This is a genomic window from Vibrio sp. 11986-1-5, assembly GCF_963878025.1.
Lineage (GTDB): Bacteria > Pseudomonadota > Gammaproteobacteria > Enterobacterales > Vibrionaceae > Vibrio > Vibrio injensis.
Genome location: NZ_CAWNVW010000011.1, coordinates 204,629 through 223,620 on the forward strand (window position 1 = coordinate 204,629; position 18,992 = coordinate 223,620).

An 18,992-nucleotide genomic window follows, 5' to 3' on the forward strand; every position below is an offset into this window, starting at 1 on the left:
AACTACTGGTTAAGGGAAAATAATGCACAACGGCGTGATGAAGGCATGGCTCGAGTCTTCACACTTGGCTGGCGCCAATGCAACTTATGTAGAAGATCTCTACGAACTGTATCTAAGTGATCCTGATCTGGTGAGTGAGGAGTGGAAACGTGTTTTTGATGGTCTGCCTATGCAGCCTGATCATGTGGTTGAACAACCACATTCGCGTGTCCGTGACTACTTCCGTCGGCTTGCTCAAGAGACAAAGCATTACAATGTCCAAGTTAGTGATCCTGAAGTCGATGCAAAACAAGTAAAAGTTCTACAGCTTATCAACGCTTACCGTTTCCGCGGTCATGAAGCTGCCCAATTAGATCCTCTTGGTTTATGGAAACGCCCACCGGTGGCGGAACTTGACCCCTCATTCCATAACTTAACTGAAGATGACATGGAAGAAACGTTCAACGTCGGCTCTTTTGCCGTTGGCGCAGATACCATGAAGTTGAAAGATATCTATCAATCGTTGAACAAAATCTATTGTGGTTCAGTCGGTGCAGAATACATGCACATTATTGATACTGAGCAAAAACGATGGATTCAACAACGTTTAGAGCCAGTGTTAGGCCAACCTCAGTTTACTTTGGAAGAAAAGCGCAAGTTTCTTGAGGAATTAACGGCTGCAGAAGGTTTGGAGCGTTATCTTGGTGCAAAATTCCCCGGCGCAAAACGTTTCTCACTGGAAGGCGGTGATGCGTTAATTCCAATGATGAAAGAGTTAATTCGTCACGCGGGTACTCATGGTATGCGCGAAGTGGTGATCGGTATGGCTCACCGTGGACGCCTGAATATGTTAGTCAACGTATTGGGTAAAAAGCCACAGGACTTGTTTGACGAGTTTGCCGGTAAGCATGATGAGACATGGGGCACTGGCGATGTTAAATATCACCAAGGTTTCTCGGCAGACTTCGCAACCCCGGGCGGTGATGTGCACTTAGCGTTGGCCTTTAACCCTTCGCATTTAGAAATCGTCAACCCAGTGGTTATCGGTTCAGTTCGTGCTCGTCAAGATCGTTTAGGTGATTCTGAAGGAAACCGAGTATTACCGATCACCATTCATGGTGACTCTGCTATTGCCGGACAAGGTGTTGTCGCTGAGACATTTAACATGTCTTTAGCTCGCGGCTACTGTGTGGGTGGAACGGTTCGAATTGTTATCAATAACCAAGTCGGTTTTACCACTTCCAATCCTCGCGATACACGTTCAACCATGTACTGTACTGATATTGCGAAGATGGTTCAGGCGCCAATTCTTCATGTTAACTCAGATGATCCAGAAGCGGTGGCGTTCGTGACTCGTTTGGCTCTCGATTATCGTAATGAGTTTAAACGTGATGTAGTGATTGAACTGGTTTGTTATCGTCGTCATGGTCACAACGAAGCGGATGAGCCTAATGCGACTCAGCCGTTGATGTATCAGAAAATCAAAAAACATCCCACACCGCGCAAAATCTACGCTGATATTCTTACCGATAAAAATGAGTGTGACTTAGAAACCGCGACTCAGTTAGTGAATGAATATCGTGATGCGTTGGATCATGGTGAAGTGGTGGTGAAAGAGTGGCGGCCGATGACCATGCACTCGGTTGATTGGTCACCTTATATCAATCGTGAATGGAACGAAAACTGGGATAATCAATTTCCTCTCCAACGCCTAAAAGAGTTGGGAGAAAAAGTGTGTCAGTATCCAGAAAGTCATAAGCTGCAAAGTCGAGTTGAGAAAATTTACCATGACCGAATGAGTATGGTTTCTGGTGAAAAAATGCTCGACTGGGGAATGGCCGAAACTTTGGCTTACGCTACGCTCGTTGACGATGGTAAGCGTATCCGTATTTCTGGTCAGGACTCTGGACGTGGGACTTTCTTCCATCGTCACTCGGTTTTACATAATCAAGCCGATGCCAGTACTTATGTTCCTTTGGCGAACATTCATACCAAACAAGGTCCATTTGAAGTCATCGATTCTGTGTTATCAGAAGAAGCGGTATTGGCTTTTGAGTATGGCTATGCAACAGCCGAACCAAGCGGCTTAACCATTTGGGAAGCGCAGTTTGGTGACTTTGCTAACGGTGCTCAGGTAGTGGTCGACCAGTTTATTTCTTCTGGTGAGCAAAAATGGGGACGCTTATGTGGTTTGACCATGCTGCTACCTCATGGTTATGAAGGCCAAGGTCCAGAGCACTCTTCTGCACGTTTAGAGCGTTATTTACAGCTTTGTGCAGAGCAAAATATGCAAGTGGTGATTCCATCCACTCCGGCACAGGTCTATCACATGCTACGCCGTCAAGTGGTGCGTAAAATGCGTCGCCCACTGATCGTGATGTCACCGAAGTCCTTGCTGCGTCACCCACTTTGTACCTCAAGTATGGAGGAGTTGGCTAACGGCTCATTTTTACCAGCAATCGGTGAGATTGATTCGTTGGATGCCGCGAAAGTTAAGCGGGTTGTTTTCTGTTCTGGCAAGGTTTATTACGATTTGCTTGAGCAACGCCGAAACAATCAGCAAGATGATGTGGCTATTGTTCGTATTGAGCAATTGTATCCATTCCCAATTGAAGAAGTACAAGCAGCAATCGCACCTTATACCAATGTCGTCGATTATGTTTGGTGTCAAGAAGAGCCACAAAACCAAGGCGCTTGGTACAGTAGCCAGCACAATTTCCGCGCGGCTATCCCGGCCGGAGCGGATTTAAAATATGCGGGTCGACCAGCATCAGCATCACCGGCGGTGGGCTATATGTCGGTACACTTGAAACAGCAGAAAGCGTTAATTGAAGACGCTTTGACCCTAGCCTAAGAACAAGAAGTAAAAGGAAAAGACCGATATGACAGTTGAAATTCTGGTTCCAGATCTACCCGAATCAGTAGCAGACGCCACCGTAGCGACATGGCATAAACAGCCTGGTGATGCTGTCGCTCGTGATGAAGTGCTGGTTGAAATTGAAACCGATAAAGTGGTGTTGGAAGTACCAGCTCCTGAAGCTGGGGTGCTTGAGTCAATTTTAGAGCAAGAAGGCGCTACCGTGCTATCAAAGCAGCTATTGGCACGGATTAAACCGGGTGCCGTTGCTGGTGAGCCAACCGCAGACTCGACCGCTTCGACCGAGCCATCTCCTGATAAACGCCATAAAGCGGCACTCAGTGAAGAGTCTAATGATGCGTTAAGCCCAGCGGTACGCCGTTTGCTGGCAGAGCATAATTTAGAACCCGCTCAAGTTAAAGGTTCAGGTGTTGGTGGTCGCATTACGCGTGAAGATGTTGAAGCTTATTTAGCGAAAAATCAAGCTTCGACTTCAGCAGTAGCACCAGTTAGTGCGCCACTTGCCGCTGCCGCTCGTAGTGAAAAGCGTGTACCAATGACACGTTTACGTAAACGTGTTGCTGAGCGCTTATTAGAAGCAAAAAATAGCACTGCGATGCTGACGACATTTAATGAAGTCAACATGAAGCCAATTATGGATCTGCGTAAACAGTATCAAGATCTATTTGAGAAAAAACACGGCATTCGTCTTGGTTTTATGTCTTTCTACGTCAAAGCGGTTACTGAAGCCTTAAAACGCTACCCTGAAGTGAACGCTTCCATTGATGGTCAAGATATTGTTTATCATAATTATTTTGATATCAGCATGGCAGTATCAACGCCGCGTGGCTTGGTGACTCCAGTCCTAAAAGATTGCGATATGCTCAGTCTTGCCGAAATTGAAAAGGGCATTAAAGAGCTGGCGTTGAAAGGTCGTGACGGTAAGTTAACGGTAGAAGAGCTTACCGGTGGTAACTTTACCATTACTAATGGCGGTGTATTTGGATCATTGATGTCAACACCGATCATTAACCCACCACAAGCGGCAATTTTGGGGATGCATAAAATCCAAGATCGCCCAATGGCGGTGGATGGAAAAGTAGAAATCTTACCTATGATGTATCTTGCCTTGTCTTATGATCATCGTTTGATTGATGGTCGTGAGTCGGTTGGTTTCTTAGTGACAGTGAAAGAGTTACTAGAAGATCCGGCGCGTCTACTTCTAGACGTGTAATGTTTATCGGAGAGAGTTCTGCTCTCATCGGTTAACGGGTAAAAAGCCGGGCTTGCTCAGCGCCCGGCCTTGTTTAAGCCATTTGGCTACTCGCTCAGAGTACTCCTACAGACGTAAAGTCCAACCATGTATTGGGCTCTATGGAATAAAAATACATAAATGGAATAACACAATGAATTTGCATGAATACCAAGCAAAACAGCTATTTGCTGAATTCGGTTTGCCAGTCCCAGAAGGTTATGCCTGTGATACTCCGCAAGAAGCGTTTGAAGCTGCTGGACGGATTAGTACAGTAAAGAAAGTCGTAAAATGTCAGGTTCACGCTGGTGGACGTGGTAAAGCGGGCGGTGTCGAGCTGCATGAAAGTAAAGATGCAGTGAAAGCTTTTGCCCAAAAGTGGCTTGGTAAAAACCTTGTTACTTATCAAACCGACGCTAACGGTCAGCCTGTCTCTAAAATTTTGGTTGAAGAAGCTTCCAGTATCGCGAATGAGCTTTACTTGGGCGCTGTTGTTGACCGTGCAACACGTAAAATTGTGTTTATGGCTTCAACGGAAGGCGGAGTAGAAATCGAGAAAGTCGCAGAAGAAACGCCAGAGCTTATCCATAAAGCGGCGATCGATCCATTAGTCGGTGCGCAAGCATACCAAGGACGTGAACTGGCGTTTAAGCTTGGTCTACAAGGCGATCAAATTAAGCAGTTTGTTAAAATCTTCATGGGTTTAAGTGAGATGTTTACGCAGTATGATCTTGCTCTACTAGAGATAAACCCATTAGTGATTACCGGTGACGGTAATCTATTGTGCCTCGATGGTAAAATCAATATCGATTCGAATGCCTTATACCGTCAGCCTAAACTGCGTGAAATGCACGATGCTAGCCAAGAAGATGCCCGTGAAGCTCATGCAGCACAGTGGGAATTGAACTACGTCGCTCTTGATGGCAACGTGGGATGCATGGTTAATGGTGCTGGCCTAGCGATGGGAACCATGGATATTGTTAACTTACACGGCGGCAAACCTGCGAACTTCTTAGACGTTGGTGGTGGCGCAACGAAAGAGCGTGTGGCTGAAGCGTTTAAGATCATTTTGTCTGATGACAATGTTAAAGCGGTATTGGTGAATATTTTTGGTGGTATTGTACGCTGCGACATGATTGCTGAAGGGATTATTGGCGCGGTGAAAGAAGTCGGTGTTGAAGTGCCAGTGGTTGTTCGTCTTGAAGGTACTAACGCTGAACTTGGTCGTGATGTGTTGGCAAAATCGGGTTTAGATATCATTGCAGCAGAGTCATTGACTGACGCTGCGCGTAAAGTTGTTGCTGCTGCGGAGGGCAAATAATGTCGGTATTAATTAACAAAGACACCAAAGTCATTTGCCAAGGATTTACGGGTGGTCAAGGTACTTTCCATTCTGAACAAGCATTAGCTTATGGTACACAAATGGTGGGTGGTGTTTCTCCGGGTAAAGGCGGTCAAACTCATCTTGGTTTGCCTGTGTTTAATACTGTACGTGAAGCGGTTGAAGCGACCGGTGCCACAGCGACAGTGATTTATGTACCTGCGCCATTTTGTAAGGATGCTATTTTAGAAGCCATTGATGCTGGTATTGAGCTGATCGTGACCATTACCGAAGGTATTCCGACAATCGATATGATTGATGTTAAGGTCAAGTTGGAGCAAACCGGAGTACGGATGATCGGTCCAAACTGCCCTGGAGTGATTACCCCTGATGAATGTAAGATTGGTATTATGCCAGGACACATTCATAAGAAAGGTAAAGTGGGCATTGTCTCGCGCTCAGGTACTTTAACTTATGAAGCGGTTAAACAGACCACCGATGAAGGTTTTGGTCAATCAACTTGTGTTGGTATCGGTGGTGACCCAATTCCTGGCTCTAACTTTATTGATATTCTAAAACTGTTCCAAGACGATCCTGAAACCGAAGCGATTGTGATGATCGGTGAAATCGGTGGTACAGCGGAAGAAGAAGCGGCTGCGTTTATTAAACAGCATGTGACTAAGCCTGTTGTTTCCTATATTGCAGGTGTGACTGCACCTCCAGGTAAGCGCATGGGCCATGCTGGTGCGATCATTTCTGGTGGTAAAGGTACCGCAGAAGAGAAATTTGCGGCACTAGAATCGGCAGGCGTGAAAACCGTGAAAAGTCTGGCGGATATCGGTCAAGCTTTGCGTGAAGTTACCGGTTGGTAATACGCTGATAAAAATGAGTTTCTTATCTCGAAAGCCTCCAATTTACGGAGGCTTTTTTGTTATGGGGTTTAGACCTTGTTACTCCTAGAGCCCAAATCCAAATAGAAATCTCAATCAATTCCACTGCTGCTCTTGTTGAAAAGGCATAACATAGAAGCGAATTCTATTTTTGGTATCCAATCATAAAGTAATACAATGTTACTTCTTGTCTCATTTTGACAAAAAAAAGCCTTAGCATTATCAAAAATAAATCTCCAGATAAGGCAAATTCAGCGTCTTCTTTGCATTGTTGAATAATGCATGTTTGAACACCCATCAAATGTTATGTGGATGAAATCATGAAAAAACCAAATTTTGCCACTCTGGCAGTCCATGGCGGCGATCAGCATGATGCTGGTCATAATGCTGCCTTTCCACCGATTTATACCGCAAGTAGCTTTATTCAAACCGATCTCGAACAGTCTGCTGATTATGGCTATTCGCGAGTCGCTAATCCCACGCGTTATGCTTACGAAAGTGCATTAGCAGCATTAGAGCAAGGAACTTATGCGACAGCGACGGCGTCTGGTATGGCAGCGACATCCTTAGCCCTTGAACTGTTAACTCAAAATGCACACATTATTGCCATGCGTGGTGTGTATGGTGGTACACACCGCTTATTTGACAAGCTACGTAAACAGAATAATGGCTTAACGGTTGATTATGTAGATTTGAATGATCTGGCTGCTATTGAATCGGTAATACAAGACAATACCGCGATGATTTGGATAGAAACGCCGACCAATCCATTACTAGAATTGGTGGATATTCAGAAAGTTTGTGCGTTTGCCCGTCGCCACAGTATCTTGACTTGTGTTGATAACACCTTTGCTACTGCTTGGAACCAGACACCATTAACCCTCGGTGCCGATCTGGTGATGCTATCCACCAGTAAATACATTGGTGGTCACTCGGATATGATTGGCGGCGCGTTGATTACGGCTGATCCTGAGCTAGCGAAACGGATTGATTTTGCTAAAACAACCGTCGGTGCCATCGCATCACCTTTTGATGCTTACCTTGCTTTACGTGGTTTAAAAACGCTCGATTTACGTATGCAGCGTCAGTGTGATAATGCATTGAAAGTCGCACGAGCGCTGAGTGATCATCCTGCAATTGCAGCGGTGTATTATCCTGGCTTAGCAACACACCCTCACTATGCATTATGCCAATCGCAAATGCGCTCTGGAGGGGCGGTTGTTACCATTCAGCTCCAAGGTAATCGCACAGATAGCCAACGTTTCTTAAGCCGATTGCGTTACTTTATTTTAGCGGAATCATTAGGAGGGGTGGAAAGCATGATCAATCATTCCGCCTCTATGTCTCACGGCTCAATGAGTGAAGCAGAGCGCCAAGCGATGGGGATTTTTGATACCACATTTCGTTTATCGGTCGGAATTGAAGATAGCGATGACTTGATTGCAGATTTACTCACTGCACTTTCGGCGGAAGCCATATGAGTGATTATGGCGTTTGGACATTATTAACTCCACTAGTGACGATAGCCTTGGCGGTGCTGACTCGACAAGTAATTTTATCGCTATTGATTGGCGCTGTTGTTGGGTACACGGTGATTGCTGGTTTCAATCCATTGACGGGCATTGCTGATACTCTAGACAGTTATATTAAGGTATTTGCCAATGCAGGTAATACTCGCACCATTTTATTTTGTTTTATGGTCGGGGGGATTATTCGTTTGATTCAGATTACCGGCGGTACGCAAGCGATCATTCATAGCTTAACGGAGCGATCCCAACTGGTCAAAAGTCCTATCGCGGTACAGTTGTTAGCGATGTTAACCAGCATGATCATTTTTATTGAAAGCTCAATTTCTCTCATGTCGGCAGGAACGGTCAGTAGAGATTTAGCCGATCATTATCGAGTGTCGCGTGAGAAAATGGCCTATGTGATTCAATCTTCATGTGTAGCTACCTGTTCCACGGTGATGATCAATGGCTGGGGCGCTGCAATGATGGCAATCATTGGTGTTCAAATAAGCCGAGGTTATTTAGAGGGGGAGTCTTTCTCTATCTTACTTGCCTCAATGCCCTATAACTTAATGGCTTGGTTATCATTACTTGCTGTGCTGTTTTATATTTTTTCGGGCGTGGGCTGGGGGCCAATGGCTAAGGCTGATAAAAGGGCGCGACAAGGTCGAGTATTAAGAGAAGGTGCTTTGCCGATTGCCGGTGATCAGCAGGTTGAACCCATTATTGCAAATGGTAAACCAAGCTATTTTATCGTGCCGTTGTTAACGATCATCCTTATGGTGCCGTTTGGATTATGGGTTACTGGAAATGGCAATCTTACCTCTGGCTCTGGTTCTACGGCTGTCTTTTGGGCGGTCATGGCGGGCACTTGTATTTCGCTGATTTATTTTGTTGGAACTCGCGTTTTATCACTAGATGCTTTTTTCCGTCACTTACTCGCTGGCTATTCAAATATGATCCCATTGGGTGCCATTATGTCTTTAGCCTTTTTGGTTGGTGACCTATCAGCCGATCTGCAAACCGGACAATACATCACGCAATTAATTGATGGCGTGTTACCAGCTGGACTTTCGGCAGCATTTGTATTTCTGATTGCAGCGGTGATGTCTTTGGCGACAGGGACTTCATGGGGAACATTTGCGATCATGATTCCGATAGGGATTCAAGTCGGCGTGGCAGCCGATCTCGATCCACATTTATTGATTGGGGCTGCAATATCAGGGGCTATTTTTGGTGATATGACCTCGCCGATCAGTGATACTGGAATTGTATCTTCGATGGCAACAGGTAATGACCATATTGACCATATCCGTACACAGTTTCCTTACGTGCTGGTGGTAGGCTTGATAAGCTGCCTCATATTTGCTGTTTTAGGTAGTTGGTAAGATAAAATAAAGGCCTGTTAAAACAGGCCTTTATACTGACGTTAGGCTGAGGCGTTTAAACAGAGCGGCGGTTAACCATTTGGCTGAGCATAAACATCATGGTTGCACTGATGACCACTGAAGGGCCTGCCGGAGTATCGAATCGCCATGACAAGCTGATGCCAATCAAGACGGAAATAATGCCGATCAGTGAAGCTAATAACGCCATCTGTTCTGGCGTTTTAGCCATGCGTCTTGCTGTCGCCGCAGGGATAATCATCAGTGAGGTCATAATTAATGCGCCAACAAATTTCATGCCGACAGCAATCACTAAGCCAATCAGTAGCATCAGCACCAGACGCATCAATTCAATATTGACCCCTTCAACACTGGCCAACTCTTCATTCACGCTACTGGAAAGTAGTGGACGCCAAAAGAGATAGACGGCGAGACTGACCGCTGCAACACCACTCCAGATAAACCATAAATCTGCGGGACTGACGGCCAGTAGATCACCAAACAAATAGCTCATCAAATCAATACGGACATTGTCGAGAAAACTCACGGCAATCAGACCTAATGACAGAGAGCTATGGGCTAGAATTCCCAATAAGGTATCGGTCGCAATCAATTGCTGGCGTTGCATGGTCACTAAGATCACCGCTAGACTTAGGCTACAGACGAGCAGGGCAAAATAGAGGTTGATATCGAGGAGAAAACCGAGCGCCAAACCAAGCAATGACGCGTGGGCGAGAGTATCACCAAAATAGGCCATACGTCGCCAAACGACAAAAGAGCCAAGCGGCCCGGCAATAATCGCGATGCCAATTCCGGCAGCGATAGAAGGAAGTAAAAACTCAATCATGGTGATGATGACCGTGTGAATGATGTGAACAGGCTTGAGCATCACCTTTAACGGGTTGCCCAGCTAAGTCATGATGATGCTGATGTTTGTGTTGATAAAAAGCGAGAGTTTCTTTACTACGATGGCCAAACAGTGCCAGATAACTCGGATGCTGAGAAATATCGGCTGGGGAACCAGAACAACAAATATGGTGATGTAAACAGATCACTTCATCGGTTTTGGCCATGACCAAATGCAAATCGTGTGACACCATAAAAACAGCGCAGTTGAAACGTAAGCGAATGGTGTCGATAAGATCATACAAATCAATTTGTCCTTGAACATCGACACCTTGAGCGGGTTCATCAAGTACAAGCAAATCAGGACGCTGTAATAAAGCTCGTGCTAGTAACACTCGCTGATTCTCACCACCAGATAATTTATGCATATCGTGATGAAGAAGATGCTCAGCACCGACTAAGCGCAATGCGTCTAATTGTTCTTGTTGACTGTATTTTCCGGCTAAACGAAGAAAGCGACTTACGCTAAGTGGTAAGGTATCGTTTAACTTTAATTTTTGTGGAACATAACCAATCTTAAGATGTTTATCTCGCGAAAGGGTTCCAGAGTTTTGTTGATGTAAACCAAGTAGCACACGAACTAACGTCGATTTTCCCGCGCCATTCGGGCCAATTAAAGTGGTTATTTTACCTCTGGACAGAGAAAGGCTAATCTTATCCAGAACTCGGCGCTGATTGAACTCAACACAGATGTCATGCATTTCAATGAGTGTTGACATGAAAGAAACTCGTTTGCAATTGGGTGATGTTATAATGTAACATTTCGCAGTTATCAACGCTACCAGCAGGAAATTACCATGCTCTCTCGATTTACATTGTGCACTTTACTCATTGCTTTTCCCTTATCGGGATGGGCGAGTGGCATTTTGACCAGTATTAAACCGATTCAAATGATTACTCATGAGCTCACTGAAAATGTCAGTCAACCGGATGTATTGTTGTCTGCGAATGCGTCGCCGCACGATTATGCCCTGCGTCCTTCAGATGTAAAGCGGATTCGTGAAGCTTCATTAGTGATTTGGTTTGGTCCTGATCTTGAACCTTTCTTAGCGCGTTCTTTAAGTCAACATCCTAATGTGTTGACCCTCAGCCAGATCCCTAATTTAGAGCTTCGTGCCTATGGAGAAGATGAACATCATCATCACGATCATGATGGGCATAATCATGGCACTCATGACCCTCATTTTTGGCTTGGAGTTGTGCAAGTCAAACAAGTGGCTCAGGCAATCACGCAGCGTTTAGGCGAGATGGATCCTGATCATCGTCCACAATATGAAGCTAATTTAGCTCGCTTTTTGAAGCAACTTGATAGTACTGATCAAGCGATCGCTACCCAGTTAGCGGCGGTCAAAGCTGAATCATATTATGTTTTTCATGATGCGTACGCTTATTTTGAGCAGCGCTATGGTTTAAATAATATTGGTCATTTTACCGTAAGCCCTGAGCGTAAACCGGGCGCTAAAACCTTGATAAGCATCCGTCGTTCATTAACCGATAATCAAGTTAAATGTGTTTTCTCAGAGCCACAATTTCAACCTGCGGTAATTGAAACCGTTGTTCGTGGTAGTCACGTTCATATTGGCGTACTTGACCCCCTCGGCTCGAATATACCAGTACAGTCAGGGAGTTACTTTAAGTTTTTAGACCAGTTATCCAATAGTTTTTATAGCTGTTTGTCTCAATAGCGATGGCTGGTGGTGAGGGGCTGCTGAGGTTTACCTCGCAGCTTCTGCTTATTATTGTATGTGTTTTTAACTTCGGACCTCAATCGCCTTGGTGAGTGGGGTTCCTCGTTACCTTCCTTCTTTTTTACACTTATATCCTCCCATTTTACTCAGAGAGGCTTACTGATCTCGCACTTTTCGAAGTTGGGCGTTAATTACGCTTCATATCAGTAGTCGAAATCTGTTTATTACCATGTGTTAGGTATAAAATGCCGATTACTTTTCTTGGTATTGATGATTTTTGTCGCGACATATGCCGAAATCAACACACCAAAGTACCAATCCTACAATGACAAGGTCGTGGTTCAGTTGTGATTAATTGAACAGTGGTTTAGGCGTCTTGGTTAATTAATTTTCTTTGAGAAATAACCTGACCATGTTGTATTGGGTTGCTAGCCTATGATTCAGTAAAGGACGCATTTTGCAGCACATTATTCTGCTTATATTCTCTATTTTTAGTTGGAGTATTTTACCTGCTTACGCGAGAGATAGCGCACCAGCGGTGTTTTATCCATTACCAACACTTGCTCAAGGGAAAACTTTCATTGCACAAAATTTATTTCTTGGTGATGAAGGTGGGCTATGGATTCACGATGTGCACGGAAAAGTCATGTTTTTTGATGGGCAAACGATGCTACCTAAGCAAGGCTCTCTGTTTCGTGATAAGCAGCAGCAACTCACCTACGCACAAGGACGTTTTTGGACTTTTATCGATAATGAACTGTACCAAACACGGCCCGGTGCTGAGTCAGAATTAGTGCTGAGCTTAACTCCAGGAATATTAATAGAAAAAATTGGTGCTTCAAATGGTTACATTTGGCTCAGTGATGGGGCGCATTTTTATACTTATCATTTACAAACCAAGCAACTCAAAATTTACTCATTAGCGAAACTGTATCAGCTTAATCAAGCTAGCCAAGTGCACATTAATGACGCTGAATTGGTGCATTATAAGTGGGTGTTAGCCACCAATGTCGGTACGTATATCTCTGAGGCTCAAGCCTTTTCACATATTCGTCCGTCTGGAAAAAATCCAGTCCAGACGCTCTATTTTTCTCCCAAAAAAAATCATCTATTAGTAGGTACTCATAAAGGAGCTCTATTGATTGATATTTTTCACTCTGAATACCCATTAAAAAAAATAGGTGATGGTCAAGTCTTTGCGATCATTGAAGCCGAAGGTGAGTATTGGATTGGTAGTGATAAAGGATTATTTGTCTATTCTTTAGCGACGGAGAAAACGACCCAATTGATCAGTAACGAGCAGGGGCCTTATGGGTTACCTGAAGGTCGAATCTACGCTCTCGCTAATGATCAGCATGGCGGAATTTGGATTGCCACAGATCAAGGTGTGCGCTACTTTTCTCTTTTTAGTCAAAAGTTTACGCGTTATTTGGCAGATAGCATTACCCATGAACGTCTCAATAGCAAACTGAAACGCTTACGTCCCATACCAAGTAGCAACCAATATTTAATGATAACTCAGGATGGTTTGTATCTATTTGATGGGGAACAGCAGGGTAAAAAATTACGGGTTTACTCAGGAGTGGTGAACGATGCCCTATTGTTGGACGATCGACTGTGGATTGCCACCGAACAAGGCTTGAGATTACGTTCATTCAAACAACATCGTGACTTGTCAAATCTGCTCCCCTTTATTTTACGCCATTCATCGATTCAACATTTAACGATCGATAATGAGGGGCGATTATGGGGGGTCTCTAACAATCAGCTTTGGTCTTATCATCCCGATTCGCAGCATTACACGGATTTTGGTCACAATTGGTTGTTGGATAACAAGCAAGACTTAGCCGTTACAGCTTTGTATAGTAGTCGTGAACATGGCTTATTAATCGGTACTCGGCATGGTGTTTATGTCTTAAAAAACAGTCAAATTACTTATGACAAACGAACGGCTGATTATGGTACCAATTTAGCTATAACGGAAACGGCAACGGGGGAAGTATGGTTTGTCAGCGAGCGAGGGGTATTTCGACGTTTGGCTGATCAGCTATCGTTGTTCACTGTGCCGTTGATTGAAGAGAATATCCGTCTTAAATGTATAGTCAGTAGCCCACAAGGAATATGGTTAGCCTCTTCTAAAGGCCTGACTCTCTATCATGATGACGGCTCAATTAATAAACATTTTGGCTCTCCTCATGGCTTAGTCAATAATGAGTTAGAAAGCGGTGTCTGCTCCGCGTCTTATACTCAAGAGCAGATGCTATTTTCGTCAATGTTTGGCCTTCTGGCGATTCAAACATCATCCCTGGCTAATGCCGAGCCGCCTCATTCTTCGCTCATTTTTAGCCAAGTCAGTGTCAACTACCAACCGATACAGATTGGTGGGGCTAATTTATCGCCTTTGCGAGTGACCTATGGACAAGCCATCAGCTTTCAATTTGGTGCATTACCCGATGCAAGAGGGCAGGCATTAGAATTCAGTCTCAATCATGAGCCATGGCAAAGGTTTGAAGGTCCACAGCTCACGCTGAATCATCTTTTACCCGGTCACTACACCCTATCGCTGCGACATATTGGAGAAGATAGAGTTGATCAAACATTAAATTTTCAAGTATTAAAACCGTGGTATTTTTCCTATTGGGCGATGGCTGGCTATGTTGCGAGTGTATTGTTGGCTGGCGGATTACTGACCGGGTGGCGATCACGAGTAATGGACCGAGTGAATCAGGAGCTTAAGCAGCAGATTGCTAATAAAACCCGTCAGTTGCAACAGCAAAGTAAGATATTACTCAGCCATAACTTGTTATTACGTAAACAGATACAGATCCGTCACTTGTGGTTGGAGCGTTGGCAAAGTCAAAACCAGCAACTACTTAAACAGTTAGCCGTTCAGACTCACCCACATCATTCATCTGAAATGTCATTGTTGATTGAACAACTCACGGATCAGATAGTACAAATCAGCGCCTTTAATTCATCTGGTGAGTCGATGACCATCAGTTGTTCATTATCTTTGGTACTTGAGACTGTACTCCATAGCTGGCACGGTGAATTTGAACGAGCCAATGTTAAAATTGATTATCAACCGAGTGATATATTGCCTGATGTACTGGTTAAACAAGCGGGATTAGATGTGATTTTTAACGCCTTATTATCGGATGCGTTAAAGCGTTTGTATGCTCATCAGACATTGATTATCGAGACAATTGAACGTGAGGGGCAGGTTGTCGTGATCATCAAAGATTATGGTTCTACATCTGTTTTGCTGGATAAACTGATGGTGATTTCTAATGGTAATGTTCAATTTCCCCTTAATGAACTGGTGGCGCTATCTGGTGGAAATTTATCGATTCACTCCTCCAGTGAGCGAAACTTAATCGAGTTGATGTGGCCACAAGTTATCCCTATAGAATCGGCACAAACGTCGGAATTATCATCAAAACTGCAGAGTAATAATGAGTTGGAATGGCTACGAAAACTCAATTATGTTGTTGCTGAGTGTTATGCTGATCCTGAATTTACGACCTCTGATATCGCTAAAAAAATGTATCTATCGGAGCGTAGTCTACAGCGGCGGATGAAGTCCCTAACGGGCAAAACGTTTAAAGAATATTTAACGGAATATCGTTTAGAGCAAGCCTGTAGTTTATTGATGAGTGGTGGAAAAGTCTCTCAAGTTGCTTTTTTGTGTGGATTTAACGACCCATCGTATTTTAGTCAACGTTTTAAACATCAATATGGATTATCGCCCTCTCAGTTTGCGGAAGAGTCACAATAACCGAAACCAATAGCGACGGAGTATTACGTCGTATTGACCTCACTGGCTTTTGGGCTAAGCAGAACCATTCTCGTTGATTGCGTTATCGTTTACGTATTACTTAAGCTAACGTTGAGTCGTATGGAGTGATTTTTTAAGGAGAATATTACTCAGAAGTTGATCGAGAAAAGTAATTGAGCGGTCGATGAAAAAAATATCGTGGTATAGCCGGGGGACTATACCACGGGTGTCAATGACACCTTCGCTTGCTGCCGGAGTGATATGGGCAGTGCCATATCACCTCTGGAGTTCTATCTTCGGGTCAATTCCCGCTGACCAGTTGACTATAATAACTTCCGCTTTTTTTGCTTATAAAATTAACGCCAACCTCACCTAACAAAAGCGCCATTCTTGATTTTCTATGCTAACGCATTGTTTTTTTATCGATTATATTTTTTATTTTGACTGTTTATAGTGTGAATTGTAGGAATTGTCTTATAACAAGAAAATGATTTTGACGTTTTTAACGAGTCATTTTTTAGCGGAAATAACAATCTTGGCGGTTGATGATGTGGTCATGAGAAGATGTCAATTTATGCAATCTTTGATTTCACACAATGATTGCCCTTTATTTACCGAGTATTATCCAGTAATAGCAATCCTTCTCATTAACAATATTGTTTGTGTGGCCCTTAATGAAATTGTCTGAATTAAAAGCGGGTGAGTCCGGACTCATCACGGCATTGAATGAACTGTCGGTCGACGTGCGTAAAAAATTAATGGTAATGGGTGTATTACCTAATACGTTAGTCACATTAATCCGTCGTGCACCGATGGGCGATCCTTTACAAATTGAAGTTCGAGGGGTATCGATGGCCGTTCGAGAGAGCATCGCTGCTGCGGTTGAGGTGGAGAAAGCCTAATGCAATATCAAATTTTAACCGTAGGTAATCCTAATAGCGGTAAAACAACCCTATTTAACGGATTGACTGGAGCAAGACAGCAGGTTGGTAACTGGGCGGGAGTCACGGTTGAGAAAAAGACGGGGCGTTACACACACTCAGGTGATGAATTTTATATTACCGACTTACCAGGTATTTATGCGCTAGACAGTGGCAATGATAGCAATAGTATCGATGAATCGATCGCCTCTCGAGCCGTCCTGACTCACCCTGCGGACGTAATTATCAATGTTGTCGATGTTACCAGCTTAGAGCGAAGCTTGTATATGACGCTGCAGCTACGCGAGTTGGGCCGCCCAATGGTGGTGGTGTTAAATAAAATGGATGCGCTTAAGCGTGAGCGACAAACCATTGATGTTAAAAAATTAGAACAAGTGTTGGGCTGTCCAGTATTAGCACTCTCTGCCAATAATAAACAGCAAGTTACTAGCTTCAAGCAACAGTTGCATAAAAAAGTGGTACAAGGCATTGCGCTGAAACAGTTGGAGTTGGACTATGGTCTACCGTTTGAGCAAGCGATCAGTACCTTATTGCCACTATTTGCTCAACAAGAAGTCTCGGCCCGTTCTCTAGCGATAAGGGCGTTAGAAAATGATCTTATGGTGATCAATGGGTTACCAGAATCAGAACGCTTAAACGTGATCAGTGTACAGCGAGGGTGTGAGTTTGATATTGATTTGCATGTCGCAGACGTAAAATACACATTTTTACATCACTGTTGCCAGCAGGTCCGCCGCAGTGAAGGTAAACTTAGCCACAGTTTTACTGAAAAAGCTGACCAAATTATCTTAAACAAATGGATTGGCGTGCCTTTCTTTTTTGTCGTCATGTACTTGATGTTCATGTTTTCCATTAACATTGGCAGTGCATTTATCGACTTCTTTGATATTGGGGTAGGGGCTCTCTTGGTTGATGGTGGTCATTATTTGCTCGATGATCATCTGCCTATTTGGTTAGTAACCTTAATTGCTGATGGTCTTGGTGGTGGTATTCAAACCGTCGCTACCTTTATTCCTGTGATCGCCTGTTTATATCTATTTTTAGCCATTTTAGAGAGTTCAGGCTATATGTCTCGCGCCGCTTTTGTATTGGATAAAGTGATGCAAAAAATAGGCTTGCCAGGTAAAGCTTTTGTACCACTGGTACTTGGCTTTGGTTGCAACGTACCGGCGATAATGGCGACGCGTACCTTAGATCAAGAGCGTGAACGTAAGCTGGCCGCCGCGATGGCACCTTTTATGTCGTGTGGTGCTCGTTTACCTGTTTATGCTTTATTTGCTGCGGCATTTTTCCCACAAAGTGGCCAAAATATTGTCTTTGCTCTCTATCTGCTCGGTATTGTTGCGGCCATTTTTACTGGATGGGTATTGAAAAAAACCTTGTACCCAGGGTCAAGTGATAGTTTGCTAATGGAGATGCCAGATTATGAATTACCGACGTTACAAAACGTGCTGATCAAAACTTGGCAAAAACTGAAACGTTTTGTGCTTGGCGCGGGGAAAACGATTGTTATCGTTGTGACCATTCTGAGCTTTTTAAATTCACTTGGTACGGATGGCTCATTTGGTAATGAAGACAGCGATAACTCAGTGTTGTCTAGTGCCGCTCAGGTAGTCACTCCTTTATTCTCTCCGATTGGTATTAATCAAGATAACTGGCCTGCAACGGTTGGGATCATTACAGGTATTTTTGCTAAAGAAGCGGTTGTTGGCACGCTGAATAACCTTTACACCTCGGTTGATAGTGAAGATGAAGAGTACGATTTATGGGCCAGTTTACAAGAAGCGGTATTATCGATTCCTGAAAACTTAATGGGTCTTAACTTTGCTGATCCTTTGGGTATTGAAGTGGGTGATTTATCCGATACAGGTGCATTAGCGGAAGAGCAAGAAGTCGACGCTTCAATTTTTGGTAATTTACAACATCACTTTGTAAGTGGTTACGCGGCCTTTTCTTACTTAATTTTCATTTTGCTATATACGCCTTGCGTGGCAGCAATGGGTGCCTATGTTCGAGAGTTCGGCGCTAAATACGCAAGGTTTATTGCAGTTTGGACGATGGGCTTAGCATACGGTGCTGCTGCACTCTTTTATCAGGCGACCCATTTTTATGATCATCCTGTAACTAGTTCATTATGGATTGTCGGTATCATTAGCTTATCACTAGCGATTTATTATTGGCTTAAGAAAGTGGGGCGTGAATCGAGATCGCTACAGGTGCAAATAGCATGATTTTATCTGAACTAAAGCAATGCATTGAACAACAAGAGTGTGTGACTCGTAAAGAGCTCGCGCAACGTTTTGCTTTAAGTGAAGATGGTGTTGATGCCATGCTGGACGTGTGGATAAAAAAAGGGACAATTTCACGCTTAATCGATACTAATGCAGCTAATTATGTGACTCGTGTTCGTTATTGCCTAAACCGAGTTAATGGCTTATCGATGACGGTTACGATGTGACGGATTAACCCTACCATTAATAAAATAAA

Annotated in this window: 13 protein-coding genes; 11 read left to right on the top strand and 2 right to left on the bottom strand. The window is 43.8% G+C overall.

Annotated elements, in window-relative coordinates; all coding sequences use genetic code 11:
* Positions 1-22 precede the first annotated feature (22 nt).
* From sucA to AACS00_RS03980, 6 genes are all read left to right on the top strand, one after another.
* Positions 23-2,833: a 2-oxoglutarate dehydrogenase E1 component gene (gene sucA, locus AACS00_RS03955; RefSeq protein WP_072669871.1), complete on the top strand. Its 2,811-nt coding sequence runs from the start codon at positions 23-25 to the stop codon at positions 2,831-2,833.
* Positions 2,834-2,861: 28 nt separating this feature from the next.
* Complete coding sequence (gene odhB / locus AACS00_RS03960) at positions 2,862-4,070, top strand: 2-oxoglutarate dehydrogenase complex dihydrolipoyllysine-residue succinyltransferase (RefSeq protein ID WP_072669870.1); 1,209 nt, start codon at positions 2,862-2,864, stop codon at positions 4,068-4,070.
* 172 nt (positions 4,071-4,242) lie between these two features.
* A complete protein-coding gene (gene sucC / locus AACS00_RS03965; protein WP_110166575.1) occupies positions 4,243-5,409 on the top strand; it encodes an ADP-forming succinate--CoA ligase subunit beta in 1,167 nt (388 codons plus the stop codon).
* Complete coding sequence (sucD, locus tag AACS00_RS03970; RefSeq protein WP_004394800.1) at positions 5,409-6,281, top strand: succinate--CoA ligase subunit alpha; 873 nt, start codon at positions 5,409-5,411, stop codon at positions 6,279-6,281. Before sucC ends, sucD begins: the two co-directional genes overlap by 1 nt.
* A 338-nt stretch (positions 6,282-6,619) precedes the next feature.
* The gene (locus AACS00_RS03975) at positions 6,620-7,780 is read left to right on the top strand and encodes a trans-sulfuration enzyme family protein (RefSeq protein ID WP_110166576.1); all 1,161 of its coding nucleotides are present in this window, start codon (positions 6,620-6,622) and stop codon (positions 7,778-7,780) included.
* Complete coding sequence (locus AACS00_RS03980) at positions 7,777-9,195, top strand: Na+/H+ antiporter NhaC family protein (protein WP_110166577.1); 1,419 nt, start codon at positions 7,777-7,779, stop codon at positions 9,193-9,195. Before AACS00_RS03975 ends, AACS00_RS03980 begins: the two co-directional genes overlap by 4 nt.
* 55 nt (positions 9,196-9,250) lie before the next feature.
* Here AACS00_RS03980 and znuB read toward each other — a convergent pair whose 3' ends face one another.
* Complete coding sequence (gene znuB, locus AACS00_RS03985) at positions 9,251-10,039, bottom strand: zinc ABC transporter permease subunit ZnuB (protein ID WP_110166578.1); 789 nt, start codon at positions 10,037-10,039, stop codon at positions 9,251-9,253.
* The gene (gene znuC, locus AACS00_RS03990; RefSeq protein ID WP_110166579.1) at positions 10,032-10,817 is read right to left on the bottom strand and encodes a zinc ABC transporter ATP-binding protein ZnuC; all 786 of its coding nucleotides are present in this window, start codon (positions 10,815-10,817) and stop codon (positions 10,032-10,034) included. Before znuC ends, znuB begins: the two co-directional genes overlap by 8 nt.
* A 78-nt stretch (positions 10,818-10,895) precedes the next feature.
* Between znuC and znuA the strand changes: the two genes are divergently transcribed.
* The 5 genes from znuA (at position 10,896) to AACS00_RS04015 (ending at position 18,963) form a co-directional block, all read left to right on the top strand.
* On the top strand, positions 10,896-11,783 hold the full coding sequence (gene znuA / locus AACS00_RS03995) for a zinc ABC transporter substrate-binding protein ZnuA (RefSeq protein WP_072669864.1): 888 nt from the start codon (positions 10,896-10,898) through the stop codon (positions 11,781-11,783).
* 460 nt (positions 11,784-12,243) lie between these two features.
* Positions 12,244-15,564, top strand: coding sequence for an AraC family transcriptional regulator (locus tag AACS00_RS04000; protein WP_258306833.1), 3,321 nt, complete (start codon positions 12,244-12,246; stop codon positions 15,562-15,564).
* 674 nt (positions 15,565-16,238) lie between these two features.
* Positions 16,239-16,466: a FeoA family protein gene (locus tag AACS00_RS04005; protein ID WP_072669863.1), complete on the top strand. Its 228-nt coding sequence runs from the start codon at positions 16,239-16,241 to the stop codon at positions 16,464-16,466.
* Positions 16,466-18,736, top strand: a complete 2,271-nt coding sequence (feoB, locus tag AACS00_RS04010) for a Fe(2+) transporter permease subunit FeoB (protein WP_110166580.1) — start codon at positions 16,466-16,468, stop codon at positions 18,734-18,736. Before AACS00_RS04005 ends, feoB begins: the two co-directional genes overlap by 1 nt.
* The gene (locus tag AACS00_RS04015; RefSeq protein ID WP_110166581.1) at positions 18,733-18,963 is read left to right on the top strand and encodes a FeoC-like transcriptional regulator; all 231 of its coding nucleotides are present in this window, start codon (positions 18,733-18,735) and stop codon (positions 18,961-18,963) included. Before feoB ends, AACS00_RS04015 begins: the two co-directional genes overlap by 4 nt.
* The last annotated feature ends 29 nt before the right edge of the window (positions 18,964-18,992 follow it).